This is a genomic window from Pseudomonas sp. R45(2017) (assembly GCF_002112305.1).
Classification (GTDB): domain Bacteria; phylum Pseudomonadota; class Gammaproteobacteria; order Pseudomonadales; family Pseudomonadaceae; genus Aquipseudomonas; species Aquipseudomonas paraglycinae.
Window position 1 is genome coordinate 125,625 of sequence record NZ_NEHH01000002.1, and the last position, 18,853, is coordinate 144,477.

The window sequence follows — 18,853 nt, forward strand, 5'->3', positions numbered from 1 at the left end:
GCTTAGGGTTCCGCCCTTACGGCGGGTCACTTTTTCCAAACGCCGAAAAAGTAACCAAAAAGGCTTTACCCTGACGTTCGGCCCTCGCTGTGGCTCGGGTTCCTTCGCTCCGGGATTGATCCGGGGGCATCGCCTACGGTTTGCTTCGCTGCACCTCCTCTCGATGTGTTTGGCTTCGCCAAACGGTCGCTGCGCTCCCACCCCCGGATCAATCCCTCCACTCAGCCTGCCGACGGGCCCTGCGATCAAAAGCGGTACTCGAGCTAACGCTCATCGTTTTGAGTGGGGGGAGCTTGGGGTGTTCGGCTTTGGTTTTTTGGTGGGTTTACCCCTCACCCCAGCCCTCTCCCCGAGGAGAGGGAGCCGATTTTTGTGCTTTTCAAAGCCTGAGGTCGACTCGGTATTGCACGTCGGCGTAGCTCCCGCAAACACCTCGGTCAGTTCCCTCTCCCTCCGGGAGAGGGTTAGGGTGAGGGAAGGCTCTTGATCTGGCCTTTGCTCTGGCTCTGGCTCTGGCTCTGGCTTTTGATTTTTTGCCCCTTCGGCAGGCCGAGCGGAGGTGTCCATCAGGGGGTAGGCGCGCAGCGCCGTGCGGCGAAGCCGCATACATCGAGAGGAGGTGCAGCGAAGCAAACCGTAGGCGATGCCCCCTGATGGACACCGTAGCGAGGGAACACTGAGCCTAGGCGAAGTGCCGTACGCCGGGGCTCAGCCTTTTTGGTTACTTTTTCGGCGTTTGGAAAAAGTGACCCGCCGTAAGGGCGGAACCCTAAGAAGCCGTTACCGCAGCAACGGATATGCTCACAAATCCCAAAACCAAAAAACAACGGCCATTGACCCATCACGAACCCATGCGTAGCCTTGCGCTTTCGAGGTTCTTCGGCCCACGCCGAAGCTAAGAAGGGAACGCGGTCCAAGCCGCGGCTGCCCCCGCAACTGTGAACGGTGCTGTTCGCTGCCACGCCACTGCCAACTCAATCCAGAGCCAGCGGGAAGGCGCAGCGGATACCGGGCCAAGGCCCGAACACCGTCAGCCAGGAGACCTGCCTCGTCACAGATTCTCACTTTCAACCGGGCGGGGTGATCCGGTGGCGAACTCTCCAGGCACGCACCCGCGTTGCCGGTCTCGTCCCGTATGCCCGCCACCTTGCCAAAGGGCATCCGATGAAAACACTGGCCAAACTCCCCGTCACCATCGTCACCGGCTTCCTCGGCTCGGGCAAAACCACCTTGCTGCGGCACATGCTCGATAACGCTCAGGGCCGCCGCATCGCGGTGATCGTCAACGAGTTTGGCGAGCTGGGCATCGACGGTGAAATCCTCAAGCAGTGCACCATCGGCTGCACCGAAGAAGAAGCCACCGGCCGCGTCTACGAACTGGCCAACGGCTGCCTGTGCTGCACGGTGCAGGAAGAGTTTTTCCCGGTGATGCGTGAACTGGTGGCCCGTCGCGGCGACCTCGACCACATCCTGATCGAAACCTCGGGCCTGGCCCTGCCAAAGCCGCTGGTGCAAGCCTTCCAGTGGCCGGAAATCCGCAGCGCCTGCACCGTTGATGCGGTGATCACCGTGGTCGACAGCCCGGCCGTGGCCGCCGGCACTTTCGCCGCGTTCCCGGATCAGGTCGATGCCCAGCGCAAGCTCGACCCGAACCTGGACCACGAATCGCCGCTGCACGAACTGTTCGCCGACCAACTGGCCAGCGCCGACCTAGTGATCCTCAACAAGGCCGACCAGACCAGCCCCGAAGACCTCGCGCGCGTCCGTCTGGAAGTCGCCGAAGAGCTGCCGCCAGCAGTGAAAATCATCGAAGCCAGCAACGGTCGTCTGCCGCTGGACGTGCTGATCGGCCTCGGTGCCGGCTCCGAAGAACACATCGACAGCCGCCACAGCCATCACGATCACCACCACGGTGAAGGCGATGACGATCACGACGACCACGATCACGACGCCTTCGACTCGATCTCCATCGAGCTGCCGCAAGCCGACGAAAGCCTGTTGCTCGACGCGCTGACGCAACTGGTGGTTCAGCACGGCATTCTGCGGGTCAAAGGCTTCGCGGCGATTCCGAACAAGCCGATGCGTCTGCTGATCCAGGGCGTGGGTACGCGTTTCGACAAGCACTTCGACCGTCAGTGGGGCGCCGATGAGGTGCGCGTGACGCGTCTGGTGTTGATCGGTCAGGAACTGGATGCCGCTCAACTCGAAGCGCAACTGCGCGCCGCGCTCAGCGTTTAAGCCATGCACCTGCTCAGGACCCAGCCCGGCGGTTTCGTGTCGGACGACAACATTGCCGACCTTGGACAAACCCCCGCCGAACTGGTGATCCTGTGCAGCGGCGATTCCAGCCTGGCACTGCTCGCCGAAGCCGCGCAGCAACTGCCCGAGGATTACCCGAGCGTGCGCCTGGCCAACCCGATGCAGGTGCAGAACCATGCGTCGGTCGACCTCTACGTCGATGAAGTGCTGCGCCACGCCAAGGTCATTCTGATTTCGCTGCACGGCGGCATCGCTTATTGGCGTTATGGCGTCGAGCGGCTGGTCGAGTTGTCCGAGCGTGGCGTGCAGGTGATTCTGGTGCCGGGCGATGACCGGCCCGACCCGGAGCTCAGCGACCTGAGCACCGTGGGCGCCGAGGATCGCGACCGGCTCTGGCAGTTTTTGCGTCAGGGCGGCATGGGCAATGCGCTGGACTTTTTCCGGTGTCTGGCCAATCGCTGGCTGGAACGGGATTACGTGTGGGGCGAGCCGCAAACGCTGCCGCGCACGGCGATTTATCACCCGAACAAAAACACCGCCGCACTGAGTGACTGGCAAGCCGATTGGCTGCCCGGTCAACCGGTCGCGGCGGTGTTGTTTTATCGCTCGCATTTGCAAGCGGCGAACACGGCGTTTATCGACGTGTTCTGCCAACGGCTTCAGGTGGCGGGACTCAATCCGCTGCCGATTGCCGTGGCCAGTTTGAAAGAGCCTGGCTGCTTGTCGGTGGTCGAGGACTGGCTGGATGAGGTCCAAGCCTCGGTGATTCTGAACACCACCGGTTTCGCCCAGTCCAGCCCGGAAGCGCCGCATCTGCGGCCGTTCCGTCGCAACATTCCGGTGATCCAGGCAATCTGTGCCCAAGACAACGAGCCCGGTTGGCGCGAGAGCGAACAGGGCCTCGGTCCGCGGGATCTGGCGATGCACATCGCATTGCCGGAGCTGGACGGCCGGATCATCAGCCGACCGATCAGCTTCAAGGATCTGGCCTGGCGCAGCGAGCGCAGTCAGTCCGACGTGGTGTGTTATCGGGCCCAGCCCGAGCGTATGGATTTTGTAGCCGAACTGGCGCGGCGCTGGGTCGATCTGGCGCGGGTGCCGAACGCTGAAAAGCGCATCGCGCTGATTCTCGCCAACTACCCGACCCGGGACGGACGCATCGGCAACGGTGTCGGCCTCGACACGCCGGCTGCTGCGCTGAATATCCTGCGGGCGTTGCAGGCCGAAGGTTATCCGCTGCCGGCCGAACTGCCGGACAGCGGCACCGAACTGATCCGGCAATTGCTCGGCGGCGTCAGCAATGACCTCGACACCCTTGATCAGCGCCCGTGCCAGCAAAGCCTGGCGATGAACGACTACCTGACGATGTTCAACGCACTGCCCGAAGCCAATCGCGCGGCGGTGCTGGAACGTTGGGGTTCGCCGCAGAACGATCCGATGTGCCGTGACGGGCGGATGATGATCGCTGGTCTGCGTTTTGGTCTGACCTTCGTCGGGATTCAACCGGCGCGGGGTTATCAGGTCGATCCGAGCGCGGTGTATCACGACCCCGATCTGGTGCCACCGCACGCGTACCTCGCGTTCTATTTCTGGCTGCGCCGGACCTACGGGGCTCATGGCGTTATCCACGTCGGCAAGCACGGCAACCTCGAATGGCTGCCGGGCAAGGGCGTGGGTCTGTCGGAGAATTGCTGGCCGGACGCGCTGCTCGGGCCGCTGCCGAATATCTATCCGTTCATCGTCAACGACCCGGGCGAGGGCGCCCAGGCCAAGCGTCGCACTCAGGCGGTGATCATCGATCACCTGATGCCGCCGCTGACCCGCGCAGAAACCTACGGCCCGTTGCGCAATCTGGAGCTGTTGGCGGACGAGTATTACGAAGCACAATTGCTCGATCCGCGCCGCGCCCGGGAATTGCAGCGCGACATTCTGCAACTGGTGCGTGACACGCAGATCGATCGCGAACTGCAACTGGATGCCGCCCTCGACAGCGATGCCGACGCGGCGATCTGGCTGCCGCGCCTGGACACCTATCTGTGTGACTTGAAGGAGTCGCAGATCCGCGATGGTCTGCACATCTTTGGTGAGTCGCCGACCGGGCGTTTGCGTATTGATACCTTGCTCGCGTTGCTGCGCATCCCGCGTGGCGATGGCAAAGGGGCGCAGTCGAGTCTGTTGCGGGCGTTGGCCAAAGCGTTTCAGTTGGGGTTCGATCCGCTGGATTGCGCACTGGCTGATCCCTGGGCCGGCCCGCGTCCAATGGAGTTGCTGTCGGTCAGCGACGAGGTCTGGCGCACGGCGGGGGATACCCGCGAGCGTCTGGAGCTGTTCGCGGCGCAATTGATTGAGCAGACACTCAACCAAAATCAAGCCTTGCACAATCCCTGTGGGAGCGGGCTTGCCCGCGAAGGCGTCGTGTCAGTCAATATCTCTTTCACTGACATATCGCTTTCGTCGGATCGCCGCCCGGGGGAAAGCCCGCTCCCACAGGGACCGCGCTGGGTTGAAGTCGGTGCAATCCTCGACAACCTGCGCGAAGTGATTGCCCCACGCCTCGATGCCTGCGGCCCGGCCGAAATGCACGGCTTGCTCGACGCGTTGAGCGGCCGATTCGTCCCGGCCGGCCCGAGCGGCGCGCCGAGTCGCGGTCGCCTCGACGTGTTGCCGACCGGGCGCAATTTCTACTCGGTGGACGTGCGCAATCTGCCGACCACCACGGCGTGGCGAATCGGTTTCCAGTCGGCCACGCTGATTCTGGAGCGACACCTGCAGGATCACGGCGACCACCTGCGCCAGCTCGGCCTTTCGGTCTGGGGCACCGCGACCATGCGCACCGGCGGTGACGACATCGCACAGGCCATGGCGCTGATGGGCGTGCGTCCGGTGTGGGCCACCGGTAGTCAGCGGGTCGATGATTTCGAGATTCTGCCGCTGAGCCTGCTCGACCGACCTCGGGTCGATGTCACGCTGCGGGTCTCCGGATTTTTCCGCGATGCGTTTGCCAACCTGATCCGCCTGTTCGACGCCGCCGTACAAGCCGTGGCGGAGCTGGACGAGCCGGACGACCTCAACCCGCTGGCCGCCAAAGTGCGTGCCGAACGTGAGGCGCTGCGCCAGTCCGGGCTGGATGAAGACGCTGCCCGACGTCAGGCCGGCTGGCGGATCTTCGGTGCCAAACCCGGTGCTTATGGGGCGGGTGTGCAGGGGGCCATCGATGGTCGCCTCTGGCAAACTCGCGAGGATCTGGCCGAGGTCTACCTGAACTGGGGCGCCTACGCTTACGGCGGTTCCGACGAAGGCACTGCCGCCCGCGAGCAATTCGTCCAGCGCCTGAGCCAGGTGCAGGCGGTGCTGCAAAACCAGGACAACCGCGAGCACGACCTGCTCGATTCCAATGATTATTACCAGTTCCAGGGCGGCATGCTCGCTGCCGTGGAAAGTCTGCGCGGCGAAGCAGCGGCCAGTTATCACGGCGATCACAGTCAGCCGGATCTGCCGAAGATCCGCACCTTGAAAGAAGAACTGAACCGGGTCATCCGCTCCCGGGCGGCGAATCCGAAATGGATCGACGGGATCAAGCGCCACGGCTATAAAGGCGCGTTCGAACTGGCGGCGACGGTCGATAACCTGTTTGCCTTCGACGCCACCACGCAACTGATCGATGATCACCAGTACGCGTTGCTGGCCGATGCGTATCTGCTGGACCCGGCGACCCGCGACTTCGTGCGCGAGCATAATCCCCACGCCTTGCGCGACATGACCGAACGCATGCTCGAAGCGCAGCAACGCGGGATGTGGCAGGAACCGGGCGCCTACAAAGAGGCGCTGGAAAACCTGCTGCTGGACATAGAAGAAGAGAGCTGAGACTGAACATGACCGACACCCCGCATTTCCCGCTCTCCGCCGTGGTCGGCGCCGAGGATCTGAAGCTGGCGTTGTACCTGACGGCCATCGACCCGAAAATTGGCGGCGTGCTGATCGAAGGCCCCCGCGGCATGGCCAAGTCGACTCTGGCCCGGGGCCTTGCGGATTTGCTGGCCAGCGGTCAGTTCGTCACCTTGCCGTTGGGGGCGACGGAAGAGCGGCTGGTTGGCACGCTGGATCTGGACGCGGCGTTGAGCGACGGTCGTGCGCAGTTTTCTCCGGGCGTGCTGGCCAAGGCTGATGGCGGCGTGTTGTATGTCGATGAAGTGAATTTGCTGCCGGATCATCTGGTGGATTTGCTGCTTGATGTGGCTGCCAGCGGCACCAACCTGATCGAGCGTGACGGGATTTCCCATCGGCATTCGGCGAAGTTCGTATTGATCGGCACGATGAACCCGGAAGAGGGTGAATTGCGTCCGCAATTGCTGGATCGCTTTGGTTTGAACGTCGCACTGAGCGGTCACACAGCGCCGGTCGAGCGTGGTCAGATCATTCGTCGTCGACTGGATTTCGATAGTGATCCGCAGGCGTTCTGTGCGCAGTGGGAGGCTGAGCAGCAAGCTCTGCGTCAGCGCTGCGAGAACGCCCGCAAGGTTTTACCGGGTATTCCGCTGGATGATGCGGCGTTGGCGCAGATCACCGAGCGCTGCTTCGCGGCTGGCGTCGATGGTTTGCGCGCCGATCTGGTCTGGCTGCGTGCGGCGCGTGCTCATGCGGCGTGGCGCGGGGCTGAAGCCATCGCCGAGCAAGACATTGATGCCGTGGCTGAGTTTGCCTTGCGTCATCGTCGTCGCGAGCAGTCTTCACCCTCTGCACAGCCACCGGCGCAATCGCCGTCCGGCACTAACGCCGAGCCGAGTGAAGGGCAGGGCCAGTGGGGCGAAATGCCGGCGCCGGCCCTCGCCACCGGTGCTCGCCGCGAAGTGCCGACCTGGCCAAAAAAGCCTTAGGCATTCGCCCCCGATCCGACGCGGGGGCGAATGCCAGACCCCGCGCCGGACGCCTCGATAACGGTCGCCAGGGCAAGCGTCACGCGGCTCGCAGTGGCTCGGTGAACTGGCCCGGAACCTTGCTCAATGGTCGCCCCAAAGTCCGCGCGGATCTGCTGTTTCAACTGCGCACCCGCACGCCCCATGAACTCTGGCTGGTGATCGTCGACGCCTCGGCCTCGACCCGTCGCCATCAAGCCTTGATCGATGCCAAGGGCGTACTCGCGCAACTGTTCGACGACGCTTACCGGCAGCGCGCGCGCCTTGCGTTGTTGACCGCGAGCGGCGCGGCGCCGAAATGGCAGGTGCAAGGGCTGAAGGCCTCCAGAGGGTTACGCACATGGCTCGATGGATTGGGCGCGGGAGGCGGCACGCCTCTGTTGGCAGCGCTGACGGAAGCCGGGCATTGGCTGGCGGTGCGGCGCAAGCGTTTCCCCGCCGAACAGCAACGGTTGCTGGTGATCACCGATGGCCGGTTGAAAGACTGTCCGGAACTGCCAGGGCTCGCGTGCCCGGGCCTGTTGATCGATATCGAGCGCGGGCCGATTCGGCTGGGCCGCGCGAAACGATTGGCGACAGCACTGGACGCCGATTACCGGCATATCGACGAATTGTTGTCGGTCTGAGAGCTATGCTGCAGTGAGGCCAAATCACAGGAAGTGAATCATGCGCGTACTGGTCGCCAATCCGCAGGACGATTTTCGCGTCAAGGCCTACGCCGGCACCAACGGCGTGCTGCTCGCGATGGACCTCGCCGAACCCCGCCGCAAAGGCCTGCTGGGGTTTGCCATCGAAAAGCAGCAGGGCGACAAGCCGTGGCTGTTCCTGTTCAACAGCCTGACTTTTCCCGGCAAGGTTCACACGTTCCCGCAGTTTCACGCCACGCCGAGCGACAAGGCACCGTTGCAGAAATTTCGCTGGGCCGATTACGCGGTCAATCCAGGCATGACGATTAACTATCGCGTGCACCTGGCGTATGGCTCGCCGGATGCGCCGCAACTGGGTGAAGCGCTAGAGCTGACGATTTGTTCCGACGACGGTCATCCCGCCAATCAGTGCGTGATCTTCAACCGCGCCGTGGCTGCCAGTCAGGCGTTTCAGCGCAAATTTCCCGATCTCGACGCACAGATCAGCGCCAACAAAAACATGCCCATCGAAGCATGGCCCGATGCGGCGCGTCAGTGGCTGGAGAACGGCCTGCTCGGGCGTCTGCAGGGGTTTATCGAGCGTGCGGTGGACGGGCAGTGGGCGCTGGACATCGCGATCTACGAATATCAGTTACAAGCCATCATCGACACGGTGAACGCGGCGTTCGAACGAGGTGTTCAGGTGCGCGTGCTGTATCACGCCCGGCCCGACGACGAAGACACGACGATCAACGAAGCGAGCCTTGCGAAACTGCCGTCGACCAGCAAGCGCGGGCGGGTCACTCATAACATTTTCCATAACAAGTTCATCGTCCTCAGCCGCCTGGACGGAGGCGGTGAGCGCCAGCCGCAAGCGGTGCTGTGCGGCAGCACCAACTTCACCGCCAACGGCGTGTACCGCCAGGCCAACGTGGTGCATGTACTGGACGATTCGGCGATCAGTGCGAGTTACCTGAAAACCTTCGAGCAGATCTGGGCCGAGCCGGCGGACGTCGGCGCCACCCGCGACTGGATCACCCAACACAACCCGATGAACCCGGCGCAGCCCTTGTTCGCCGGGTTTTCACCGCGTACCGGCGGCGCCGATCTGCGGGAGTTCGTCGATATCATCGAAGGAGCGAAAAAAGACCTGCTGTTCGTCACCGCATTCGCCTTGCCCGACGCGATTCTCAACGCGTTGCTCGGCCAGCCCCACGACGACATCCTGCGTTACGGCCTGCAAAACACCGTCAGCCGCATCACCGGGTTTCACGCCGACCGAACCGCCGAGTTTGCCGCCACCGCGTTGCTCAACACCGGGCTGGAAGGCTGGCTGCGGGAAAACATGAAAGGGCAGAAAGGCAACCTGCTGGTGCACACCAAAGCCGTGGTCACCGACTTCACCAGCGACAGCCCGACCCTCATCAGCGGCAGCCATAACCTCAGCACTTCCGCCAGCAACGGCAATGACGAGAACTATCTGATCATTCGCGGCGACACCGATCTGGCGGACCGCTATGGCCTGGAGCTGCTGCGGTTCTACGAGCATTACCGTTTTCGCTACTTCGCGAAAAAACTGGCGTTGAAGCAGGTGCAGCCGCTGGCGGCGGATGACAGCTGGACCAATGACTACTACGTCGAGGGCGATCTGCGCCAGTTGTCTCGCCTCAGGTTTGCCGGGCGTTAGCCCTTACACATCCGTTGGTTGCCGATGCTGACGGGGACGGCGATAAGCTGGCGGCGTACAGATTTTGAAATGATTTCCAGCTGTAGGAAAAGTCATCAGAGCCTGTACGCTTCAAGGCCTTTTTTCATTCAGGATTTGCATGAACACCCTCTCGGAGCCTCCCAGTTCTATTCCAGGAACCACGTTCCCCTCGCGCCACGGCGCGCTCTTGACGCACTTCCAGCATCCAGTCTTCCGACTACCGACTATCGTTGTTGGCGCAGCCTTCGAGCTTGCGCGCCGCACTTTGCCGTGTCCGGCAGCCTGAATTCACTGACGAGAGATAGAGAAAGATTATGGAATGGTTAGCGGATCCCACGGCATGGTTGGGCTTGTTGACACTGATCGTGCTGGAACTGGTACTGGGTATCGACAACCTGGTGTTCATCGCGATCCTGGCGGACAAACTGCCGCCGCATCAGCGCGACCGCGCGCGGATCATCGGCTTGAGCCTGGCGCTGATCATGCGTCTTGGCCTGCTGGCGAGTATTTCCTGGCTGGTCACCCTCACGGCACCGTTGTTCGAAGTGTTCGGCAAGAGCTTCTCCGGCCGTGACCTGATCATGCTGTTCGGTGGTGTGTTCCTGTTGTTCAAGGCGACCATGGAGTTGCACGAACGGCTGGAAGGCCATATCGGCGAGCGCTCGACCAACACCGCTTATGCGCTGTTCTGGCCGATCGTGGCGCAGATCGTTGTGCTCGACGCGGTGTTCTCCCTGGACGCGGTGATTACCGCTGTGGGCATGGTCGATGAACTGGCGGTGATGATGATCGCGGTGGTCGTGTCCATTGGTGTGATGATCGTTGCCAGCAAGCCGCTGACCCGCTTCGTCAACGCCCATCCGACGGTGATCATGCTGTGTCTGGGCTTCCTGATGATGATCGGTTTTGCCCTGACGGCCGAAGGCCTGGGCTTCCACATCCCGAAAGGTTATCTGTACGCGGCCATTGGTTTCTCGATCCTGATCGAGATCTTCAACCAGATCGCCCGCGCTCGTCGCAAGCGCTCGATGCAGGGCTTGCGCCCGATGCGCGAGCGCACGGCCCACGCGGTGATGCGTCTGCTGGGCGGTCGCAAACTGGCGGTGGAGGAGGTTGGCGAGGAAATTTCCGACTTGCTGGATAACGGTGAAGCGCCGAGTGCGGAGCTGTTCGACCGTCGCGAGCGGGTGATGATCAGCGGCGTGCTGCAACTGGCTGAACGCCCGATTCGTGCCTTGATGACGGTGCGCGCCGATGTCGATCACATTGATCTGGCCGACGATGCCGAGGCTATTCGTACACGGTTGATGCATTCGTCCTACTCGCGCTTGCCGTTGATTCGTAACGGCGCAGTGGATGAGCCGTTGGGCTTCGTGCACAAGAAGGAATTGCTCAAGGAGTATCTGGCCGGCAACGAGCCGAACCTTGAACACCTGGCGCGCAAGACCGTCAATCTGCTGGACAGTTATTCGATCCTCAACGCACTGGAACAAATGCGTGCGGCCTCGACCCACATTGCCTTCGTGGTCAACGAGTTCGGTGACTTTGTCGGCGTGTTGACCATGACCGACATTCTCGAATCGATTGCCGGTGAACTGCCGGATGCCAGCGAAATCGCCGGCCCGGACGTGGTCGAGGAGCAGGGCGGGTACATCGTCAACGGTGCGCTGAACCTGACCCGTATCCGCGAGCACACCGGTTTTCGCGCCGAGCCGACCGAGGATTACCAGACCCTCGCCGGGCTGGTGATGAGCCTGCTGGATCGCCTGCCGATGAAGGGCGATCGACTGGAACATGAAGGTTGGGGCATGACCGTGATGGCGGTCGAAGAACGTCGCGTGACGCGAGTATTGCTGGTGCGTGAGGCCTGACGGCCTCACTGATGAAAAGTGTACCGGTCCTTGCCGGTATGCTTTGACTCGTACAGTGCTTCGTCAGCCTTGATCAGCGCCTGGTTGAGGGTGTCGCCATCTTCGACCCGGGCCAGACCGATGCTGATGGTCACCGGGTGCCGGGTCGGTTGCTCACGCACCACCCGGCACAATTCTCCGGCCAGCGCCTCGACATCCTCGCGGCGCACACCGGCCAGATAGATCGCAAACTCCTCACCGCCCAATCGTGCATATTCGAAGCGTGACATCACGGTTTTGATGTCCGCCGCGATGCGCTTGAGCACCTCATCGCCGATGTCGTGGCCGTACACATCATTCACTTTCTTGAAGTTGTCGATGTCGATCATCGCCAGGTAATGGTCGTGTTCGCGCGGCACGGCTTGCAGGGTTTTTCCGGCGCGGGTCATGAATGAGCGACGGTTGGGAATTTCGGTGAGGGTGTCGTTATAGGCCTGGTCCAGCAACAGCTTGGACATGATGTAGTTGTAGAGCTTGGCCTCGCGCAGCTTCAAAAACGTATAGATCGTCAACCCGCAGAGAAACACGGCGTAAGCGATGGTCATCACGCCTTTGAGTTCGAACAGCCCGACTTCGGTACCAAAAAACGGATTGAGCACCAGCCATATCACCCCTTGCGAGGTGTAGAACGACCAGCGACTGATGGGCAGAACCGAAATGCTGTAAAGCATGCTCGAGGCGCCCAGCACCAGCCACGCAGGTTGAAAACTGGCGGGCAGGCCGTCGATCAGCAGTCGCACACCAACGGTCATGGCAACGACGAACAGGATGTTCAGGATGTCGAAATGGGCGGCCTTTCGCGTGAACAGCAGAATGACCGCCTGAATCGAAAACACCGTCAGAAACACCATCGATCGCCAGGTAAAACCCTGGCCTCCAAGGAAACTGACGATCAGATCGAAGACAATCCAGACACTGATGCTTGCCAGATAAATCAGCAGGCAGAATGTGTGCAGCCGCTCGAATTCATGCTGAATGAACTCGCTCCACAGTTCGGCGGGCGCGGTCTTCTTCAGGACTTCGTCTTCAATGGTTTTGTACATTGCTGCCCGGATGCTTGCGTTGATTATCGAGGATGACCGAACCCCACGGTCGGTAGCGCAGGGAAAACACCGCGTTCTGATGGCAGCCGGTCGAGGTCGCATCCGGGCTGGCCGGCTCGGCACGGAAGGGTTCGCCCTCGCGGCTGACCTGCCGGAAGGCTTCGCGCACGATACCCACGGAGCAGGGCAGTGCACTGGCGTAACCGTTGCGCACCAGCGGTGACAAACGACCGGTGCCCGCGCCGTCCTGCCACCAGATCTGCGCACCCGCCGCCGTCAATTCGCCCAGCCATTGACCGTTGACCGCCGGGGCCAGCTTGCCGGCACTGAAGGCGCTGACATGCAGCGGCGCATCCAGCTTCGCGGCAAAGTCCTTCAATTGGCGCTGAAGTGTGGCCCGTCGATCTGCCGCCAGAAAGTGCAGGTCGTCCAGTTCCAGCGGCAGATACCACCCGCTGACCTGCAGCTTCCAGTCCTGGCGGAGCTTCTGCTGCTGGGCCAGTGACTGGCCCAGTTGTGCCTGCCAGTAGGCGCCGAGACCGGCGCTGTCCAGTTCATCGATGCGTTTGTAGTAGGCCGGGTCCATCGCCAGGCCGAGCACCAGTTGCAGACCTTCCCGCTGAGCGAGTTTCAGGCTGTTGGCGAGCCAGCCATTGGCGCCGCCGAAGTCCGAGTCGCCATAGGCCGTCCACTGGACGATCACGGTTCGCGTGCCTTGTTTCGCGGTGTCTTGCCAGACCTTCTGCCACTGCGCCTGGGTCAGGCCGGCATCGACATTCAGCGGCTGATAGAAGACACGCTCATCGGCCTTGGCGACAGTGGCACTCATCAGCAGACACAAACACAACATCCATCGAGCCATCAGAAATTCCACTCCACGCCCAGCAGCACACCGTTGCCGCCTTCATACAGATTGCCGCCCAGCGACTGTTGATATTCGGTGCGAACCGTCAGTTTCGACCGGTAGGCGTTGTAACGATCCTCGTCGTACCACCATTGCCAGCGCAGACCGACACCGGTGCGCAGGTCCTGGCGCCAGTCGTTGCTCGGGTCCTGGCTGGCAAACTCGAGGAAGCCGTAAGGCATGATCGTCTGGGCGCCACTGTCGAGAAGTTTCCAGGCGTGACCTTGCTGGAAGCGCGACAGCCACTGGTGATCGCCGGCCTTGGTCCACCACGCGGCGTCGAGGTAGAGAAAACGCTCGTCCCAATCGTTTTCATCGACCCGCCAGTCGTTGCGGTACTTGCCCTGATCGAGGAATGAGGCGGTGGCGCGCAGCAGGTAATCAGTGGTGGTGTGACCGTCCTTGCGGTGATCGTTGACCTGATCGAACAGCTTTTCCGGCACCAGCATCTGGCCGAGGCTCAGGCTGTGACTGTCGTCATCGTCGAGCTGGCTCTGCTTGTAGATCTCGCCGTAGAAGTTGATGTTCTGTGTGCCCCACGGTTTGTAGCGCAGGCCGACACCGGCGGCGAGGGACTCGGCGTAACTTGAGCGACCTTGTCCGCCCAGCAGGACGCGACCGTACACCGACAGCGTGCTGCCGGCGCGGCTTGGTTCTTCGCCCAAGGCGTGGTCCCACATTGCCAATTGCACATTCTGCGAATCCGAGCGACGGCGTGAACCTTTGCTGTCGTCCGGGCGCACGAAGTCGTTGGTCGAGATCCCGGCCGGCGACCAGGTGCTGGCAATCGTCCGGCTGTCACGCCGTGACAAGGTTTCATGGGCACGGCGCTGGCGATAACGGCGGGCCTCCATGCTGCCGTCTTCGCCATCGGCCGCCACCGGGTTCTGCTCCAGATCGATCACCCGGCGCAGTTCCTTGCGCGCGGAGGCGCTGTCTTCGACTTCGTCGTAGCGCCAGGCCAGGGTTTCGCCGAGGCGGTAATCCTCGGGGAAATCGCGGGTGGCCTGTTGCAGATACGGAATCGCCGTGGCGCGTTCTTCGCGGGTTTCGGCGCCGGCCAGACGCATGCCGTAGTCGGCGCGATAACGCGGATTGTTCGGCTCGCGGCGTACCGCTTCGGCCAGCCATGCAGTGCTTTGCGGCAGGTCACCGGCCTTTTGCGCGGTGACCGACGCGGCGTAGAAGTGCCCGGCATCCGGTGCCTGCTGCAGGGCCTGGCGCTGACGTTGCAGTGCCTGGGCGTGATCACCCCGTGCGTCGGCGATGGCTGCGCCGAGGGCCCATTCATTGGCACCGCGAGTGGTGCTCTGTTGCCAGTAGGTTTCGGCGGTCTGGCTGTCACCAACATTCAGGGCGCTGCGACTGGCTGTCAGACGCGCGTTGTCGCTGAGTTCGGCGGTCGGGATGCTGCGCCAGATCGTCAGTGCACCGGCAGAATCACCGGCCGCTTCCAGGGCATAGGCCAGCGGCAGACGACTGCCGCGATCGCCGAGCTTTTCAGCCTGCTGGTAATAGACGACGGCTTCACCCGGGCGATCAGGCATGGCGCAGCGACCGAGCGCGCGGTAATCGCCAGCCGCTTGCGGGTGGCTGCCGATGGCTTGCTGCACGGCGTCGCACTGGCCGGTCTCCGCAAGTTGCGCGAGCAGTTGGCCGCGCGTGGCACCGTCCACCCGGTTGAGCAGGAGCGCCATGCGTCGCTGTTGCTCCGGCGTCGTGGAGGGCGCTGCTGCATACAAGCCGGCCAGACGCTGCAACGCCGTCGCTGGCAAACGCCCGCCATGACGATCGAACGCGGATTCCAGCAACTGTTGAGCGTGCGCGCGGTCGCCGGCATTCACCGCAAGATAGGTGGCCTGATTGAGCGAGGAAAGATTGTCGGTCTGTCGGTAATGCAGTTCCCACAGGGTCTCCGCTTCGATCATCCGTCCCATGCGCTGCGTCAGTTCCGCACGGCGCTTGACGATATCGGGCGTCTGTTTCTGACCGGCCAGCCAGGCGTTGACTTCGGCACTGCGACCTTGCTCCTGCCAGATGTCGAGCACCTGTGTTTGTCGTCGACTGTCCCAGGGTGCCGGCAGACGGGTGCTTTGCAATAGATCCGTGGCTTGCAGGCGCTGGGCGAGTACCAGCCAGGTCTGTGGGTCGTCGGTCGGCGGGCAGCTGCGCAGTTGCTTGAGCGCGGCTTCCGGATCCTGGCGCGACAGCCATTCCGCGGTTTCCAGGCAAGGCCGTTGCAGATCGTTGCTCAGACGCTGCACGGTGGGCACGTCTTCGGTCTTGCGTGCCAGTTCCCACAGACGCTGACGTTGCGCCGGATCGGCGAGATCGCTGGCCGGCAACGACTGCATCCAGCGTTGGGCCTGTTGCTCGTGGCCCATGGCGATGGCGCGGTCGACCATCGCCAGGCGAATGTTGCGTGCGGCCTCGGGACTCGGCGCCTGTTGCAGCAGTTGCTGCAGCGGCTTTTCATCGAGACGCTGCACGTAAGCGTTGGCCAGCCGTTGCCAGCCTTCGGCGTCCAGTTGTTTGCGTGCGGCCAGCGGCGCCAGTTGGTCGATGGTGCCGCTCCAGTCGCGCAGTTGCTCCGACCAGTTGGCGCGGGCCAGGCGCAAGATGTTGTCGTCACCCTTGGGCGCCAGTTGTGCCAACCAGTCATGGGCCTTGGCCGCGCCGCCGAACTTGGCCAGGCTCAGGCTGTAGGCCTGCCACAGACGCACACGGTCATTCAGGCTGCTGGTGGCCATCCAGCTTTCAACTTGCGTGCTGGTCGGCGGATCCTGTTCGATCCAGGTCAGGCGCAGGTCGAGCAGGGCATCGCTGTTGTCCGGCAATGCTTGCAGCGCTTCCTTGTAACGGCGTTGATTGGCCAGTGACTCCACCAGCAGTGCCCGCGCCTCATCGTTTTTCGGGACCTTTTCCAGCAAGTGGCGCATCAGTCGTTCGACTTCTTTCCAGTTGCCCTTTTTCGCCTCGCGATAGCTGCGGTCCATGTAGGGGTAGCTGCGGAACTGTTCAAAGTCGCTCAGCGGTGCAGCCTGCAGCGGATACGCGGTGCTCAGGCCCAGCAGCAGGCTGCCCATCAGCAAGGTTTGACGATGCACAGGCTTCATGCGACCTCCCGGACAATGCGGTAGGCGGCTTGCTGTTCGCTGGCCTGATCGGCCAGGGCCTGTTCCAGTACTTCCTGGGTAATCATGCCCCGGGAAATCAGGTGTTCACCGAGTGACATCTTCTCGGCATCGAAGTCGATCAGCGCCTGATTGAACAGGGTCGGCGGAACCATGCCGCGCACCTGCAACAGATTGCCCAGCAGCACTTGATGGCGGCTGACCCGTTCCAGCAGGGCTTCATCGTCCTGATGGCGCTCAAGCACTTCGAGCATATGACGCACTTCCTCATTCTGGCGGGGGCTGGCGTACCAGTAACGAATCCCCAATGTGACTCGGCCCTGAGGTGCGAGACGGCTGCGCACCGGGCGTTTCAATTGACGGCTGATGGCGCCGAGCGAGACCTGACTGACCGGGCCTTCGGAGGCCAGAATCAGGGTGTCGCCTTCTTCGGCCACCGGCAAAATGCCGTAATGGGAGGCGACCCGGCGCGGTACGGCATCGATCAGGCGCTTGTCGAGCTTGAACGGATTGAGTGGCGCCCATTCCAGATCAAGCTGTTCGGCCAGGGTTTGCACGAGTTGGGTGCTGTTGATGTATTCACGCAACAGCAGTTCGCGCCCGAGGCGCCGGCGTACCGGGCTGGTGATCGCCGCTTCCAGTTGCTCTTCGGTAAGCAGGCCTTTTTCCACCAGCCGATGGCCAAGTGGAGTGCGCTGGGCCTTGGTCAGCGCCGGGAATTCGTGAGTGGTTTTGTCCCAGGCCACACGCCGCGAATCGCCCATTTCCATGACCTGACGCAAGGCGCGCAGGTTGGCGAAGAAATTGACGAAGTTGCTCCACATCATGCGCGGCGCTGACAGCAGACCTTCAACCAATCCGTAGTAACGAGTGACGAACCAGCCGCGCTGGAACAGGCGGTTGAGCAGCATCAGGCCGTTGAGCCACAGCAGCACTGAGAGCAGCGAGCTGTCGGCGAGAATCGAGGGGTAGCGCCAAGAGTCCGGGGAAATGATCGTCACCGCCCACATCGCCAGCAGTACCAGGAACAGCAGGTTCACCAAAAAACTCAGCAGGTAGGCGATCAGCCCGCGACGGTCGCGCCACAGGAAGTAGTTGAGAAGACCCTTGCGGCTCCAGCCGAGGTTCTTTGTCCCTTGGAACACGATGCCGACAATCCACCGCGACTTCTGCCGGATCGCATGTTGCAGGTCACGGGGAAAGTGCTCGCGCACGCAGATCACCTGGGAGAATTCGCGGTTCATGCCGAACACCCAGGGTTGCTCCAGCGCCAGTTTCGGATCGCTGACCGAATAGCGGGCGAAGATGCATTTCATGCCTTTCTGTTTGAGGCGGAAACCGATGTCGTAGTCCTCGGTGAGACTCTGCACATCGAAGGCAATGCCATCGCCGTCTTCCAGCAGGGCGCTGATGGCTTTACGGCTGAAGCAGGTGCCGACGCCGGCGCTGGGCACCTGGCCGGTGAGGGCTTCGCGGACGATCACGTCCTTGCCGTGGTTCTCGGCGAACTCATCGACGTAGTGCCCGGCGGTGAAGCCTTTCCACTCCGGCGCGTAGGGGTAGACCGGTATCTGGATCAGGTCTTTGTTCGGCAGCAGGTAGTTGTAGAGGCGCAATTCCATCGGCGAAATCACGTCTTCGGCGTCGTGCAGGATGAACCCGGCGAACTGGATTTTCGCCTCGCTCTCGAAGCGCAGGATCGCGTCGATGATGTTGTTCAGGCAGTCGGCCTTGCTGGTCGGGCCGGGGCGGGCGCACACCACTTTGTGCACGTTGGGGTAGTGCTGGCACACCGCGTCGACATCGGCCTGGGTTTCGGCATCGTTGGGGTAGGTGCCGACGAAAATCTGATAGTTCTCGTAGTCGATGGTCGAGGCGGCCAGACGCGCCATTTCACCGACCACGCCGACTTCGTTCCACGCCGGCACCATGATTGCCAGCGGTTTCTCGGGAATCGAATACAGGCGTTCCTCGTCGGCACGCTTGAATTTCTCGTAGATCCGCCAGCGCCGGATGAATTTGCGGCTCCAGTAAACGAGGTCGATGAACAGGTCATCGAGGCCGAGGATGAACATCAACAGGGCGAGGGCAATCGCCACATATTTGAGACCGAACAGCACATACGCGAAAAAATCGACCCAACCCAGACTCATACCCCTTTACCCGCCGCCGAGCGTGCGCTCAGCCAGGCGTAGAGGCGGTTGGAACAGATGTTGAGTGTGATGTCGGGCCACTGACGCAGAACCCGGGCCAGCGGGGCCATTTTGATGGCCTCCGGGCGAGTACCGAAAACCATCATGACATTAAAGGACATTGACCCCTCCTGGGACGAAGCAAGGCCGCGGCCAAAGGGCCG

At 62.2% G+C, this 18,853-nt stretch carries 11 protein-coding genes and 1 riboswitch; of the genes, 6 read left to right on the forward strand and 5 right to left on the reverse strand.

The window, feature by feature from the left end:
• Positions 1–855 precede the first annotated feature (855 nt).
• A riboswitch (cobalamin riboswitch) is annotated at positions 856–1,066 on the forward strand.
• Between the two features lie 98 nt (positions 1,067–1,164).
• From cobW to CAF74_RS04935, 6 genes are all read left to right on the forward strand, one after another.
• Entirely contained in the window at positions 1,165–2,238 is a 1,074-nt protein-coding gene (gene cobW / locus CAF74_RS04910) for a cobalamin biosynthesis protein CobW (protein WP_064381326.1), read from the forward strand.
• Between the two features lie 3 nt (positions 2,239–2,241).
• Complete coding sequence (cobN, locus tag CAF74_RS04915; protein ID WP_085745497.1) at positions 2,242–6,123, forward strand: cobaltochelatase subunit CobN; 3,882 nt, start codon at positions 2,242–2,244, stop codon at positions 6,121–6,123.
• A gap of 8 nt (positions 6,124–6,131) precedes the next feature.
• The gene (locus CAF74_RS04920) at positions 6,132–7,133 is read left to right on the forward strand and encodes an ATP-binding protein (protein ID WP_085745498.1); all 1,002 of its coding nucleotides are present in this window, start codon (positions 6,132–6,134) and stop codon (positions 7,131–7,133) included.
• Positions 7,115–7,798: a VWA domain-containing protein gene (locus tag CAF74_RS04925; protein WP_176240476.1), complete on the forward strand. Its 684-nt coding sequence runs from the start codon at positions 7,115–7,117 to the stop codon at positions 7,796–7,798. Before CAF74_RS04920 ends, CAF74_RS04925 begins: the two co-directional genes overlap by 19 nt.
• A 40-nt stretch (positions 7,799–7,838) precedes the next feature.
• Entirely contained in the window at positions 7,839–9,485 is a 1,647-nt protein-coding gene (locus CAF74_RS04930; RefSeq protein ID WP_085745500.1) for a phospholipase D-like domain-containing protein, read from the forward strand.
• A 335-nt stretch (positions 9,486–9,820) separates the two neighbouring features.
• Positions 9,821–11,377, forward strand: coding sequence for a TerC family protein (locus tag CAF74_RS04935; protein WP_007960262.1), 1,557 nt, complete (start codon positions 9,821–9,823; stop codon positions 11,375–11,377).
• Positions 11,378–11,382: 5 nt separating this feature from the next.
• On the opposite strand, the gene CAF74_RS04940 is transcribed toward CAF74_RS04935, so the two are convergent.
• The 5 genes from CAF74_RS04940 to CAF74_RS28915 are packed head-to-tail and all read right to left on the reverse strand — an operon-like array spanning position 11,383 to position 18,811.
• On the reverse strand, positions 11,383–12,459 hold the full coding sequence (locus CAF74_RS04940; protein WP_007960261.1) for a GGDEF domain-containing protein: 1,077 nt from the start codon (positions 12,457–12,459) through the stop codon (positions 11,383–11,385).
• Complete coding sequence (locus CAF74_RS04945) at positions 12,443–13,321, reverse strand: DUF4434 family protein (RefSeq protein ID WP_085745501.1); 879 nt, start codon at positions 13,319–13,321, stop codon at positions 12,443–12,445. The genes CAF74_RS04940 and CAF74_RS04945 overlap by 17 nt, the downstream gene beginning before the upstream one ends.
• On the reverse strand, positions 13,321–16,479 hold the full coding sequence (locus CAF74_RS04950) for a phage receptor (protein ID WP_085745502.1): 3,159 nt from the start codon (positions 16,477–16,479) through the stop codon (positions 13,321–13,323). The genes CAF74_RS04945 and CAF74_RS04950 overlap by 1 nt, the downstream gene beginning before the upstream one ends.
• Positions 16,476–18,650 carry a cyclic di-3',5'-guanylate-activated glycosyltransferase NrfB gene (nrfB, locus tag CAF74_RS04955; protein ID WP_085745503.1) on the reverse strand — a complete coding sequence of 725 codons (2,175 nt, stop codon included), beginning with the start codon at positions 18,648–18,650 and terminating at the stop codon, positions 16,476–16,478. The genes CAF74_RS04950 and nrfB overlap by 4 nt, the downstream gene beginning before the upstream one ends.
• Complete coding sequence (locus CAF74_RS28915; protein WP_158247720.1) at positions 18,647–18,811, reverse strand: hypothetical protein; 165 nt, start codon at positions 18,809–18,811, stop codon at positions 18,647–18,649. The genes nrfB and CAF74_RS28915 overlap by 4 nt, the downstream gene beginning before the upstream one ends.
• Positions 18,812–18,853 lie beyond the last annotated feature (42 nt).

Bases quoted from the DNA above. Each gene is read 5' to 3' on its own strand.
- cobW (WP_064381326.1), top strand. From the start codon at position 1,165: ATGAAAACACTGGCCAAACTCCCCGTCACCATCGTCACCGGCTTCCTC.
- cobN (WP_085745497.1), top strand. From the start codon at position 2,242: ATGCACCTGCTCAGGACCCAGCCCGGCGGTTTCGTGTCGGACGACAAC.
- nrfB (WP_085745503.1), bottom strand. From the start codon at position 18,650: ATGAGTCTGGGTTGGGTCGATTTTTTCGCGTATGTGCTGTTCGGTCTC.
- CAF74_RS04950 (WP_085745502.1), bottom strand. From the start codon at position 16,479: ATGAAGCCTGTGCATCGTCAAACCTTGCTGATGGGCAGCCTGCTGCTG.
- CAF74_RS04935 (WP_007960262.1), top strand. From the start codon at position 9,821: ATGGAATGGTTAGCGGATCCCACGGCATGGTTGGGCTTGTTGACACTG.
- CAF74_RS04930 (WP_085745500.1), top strand. From the start codon at position 7,839: ATGCGCGTACTGGTCGCCAATCCGCAGGACGATTTTCGCGTCAAGGCC.
- CAF74_RS04945 (WP_085745501.1), bottom strand. From the start codon at position 13,321: ATGGCTCGATGGATGTTGTGTTTGTGTCTGCTGATGAGTGCCACTGTC.
- CAF74_RS28915 (WP_158247720.1), bottom strand. From the start codon at position 18,811: ATGTCCTTTAATGTCATGATGGTTTTCGGTACTCGCCCGGAGGCCATC.
- CAF74_RS04920 (WP_085745498.1), top strand. From the start codon at position 6,132: ATGACCGACACCCCGCATTTCCCGCTCTCCGCCGTGGTCGGCGCCGAG.
- CAF74_RS04940 (WP_007960261.1), bottom strand. From the start codon at position 12,459: ATGTACAAAACCATTGAAGACGAAGTCCTGAAGAAGACCGCGCCCGCC.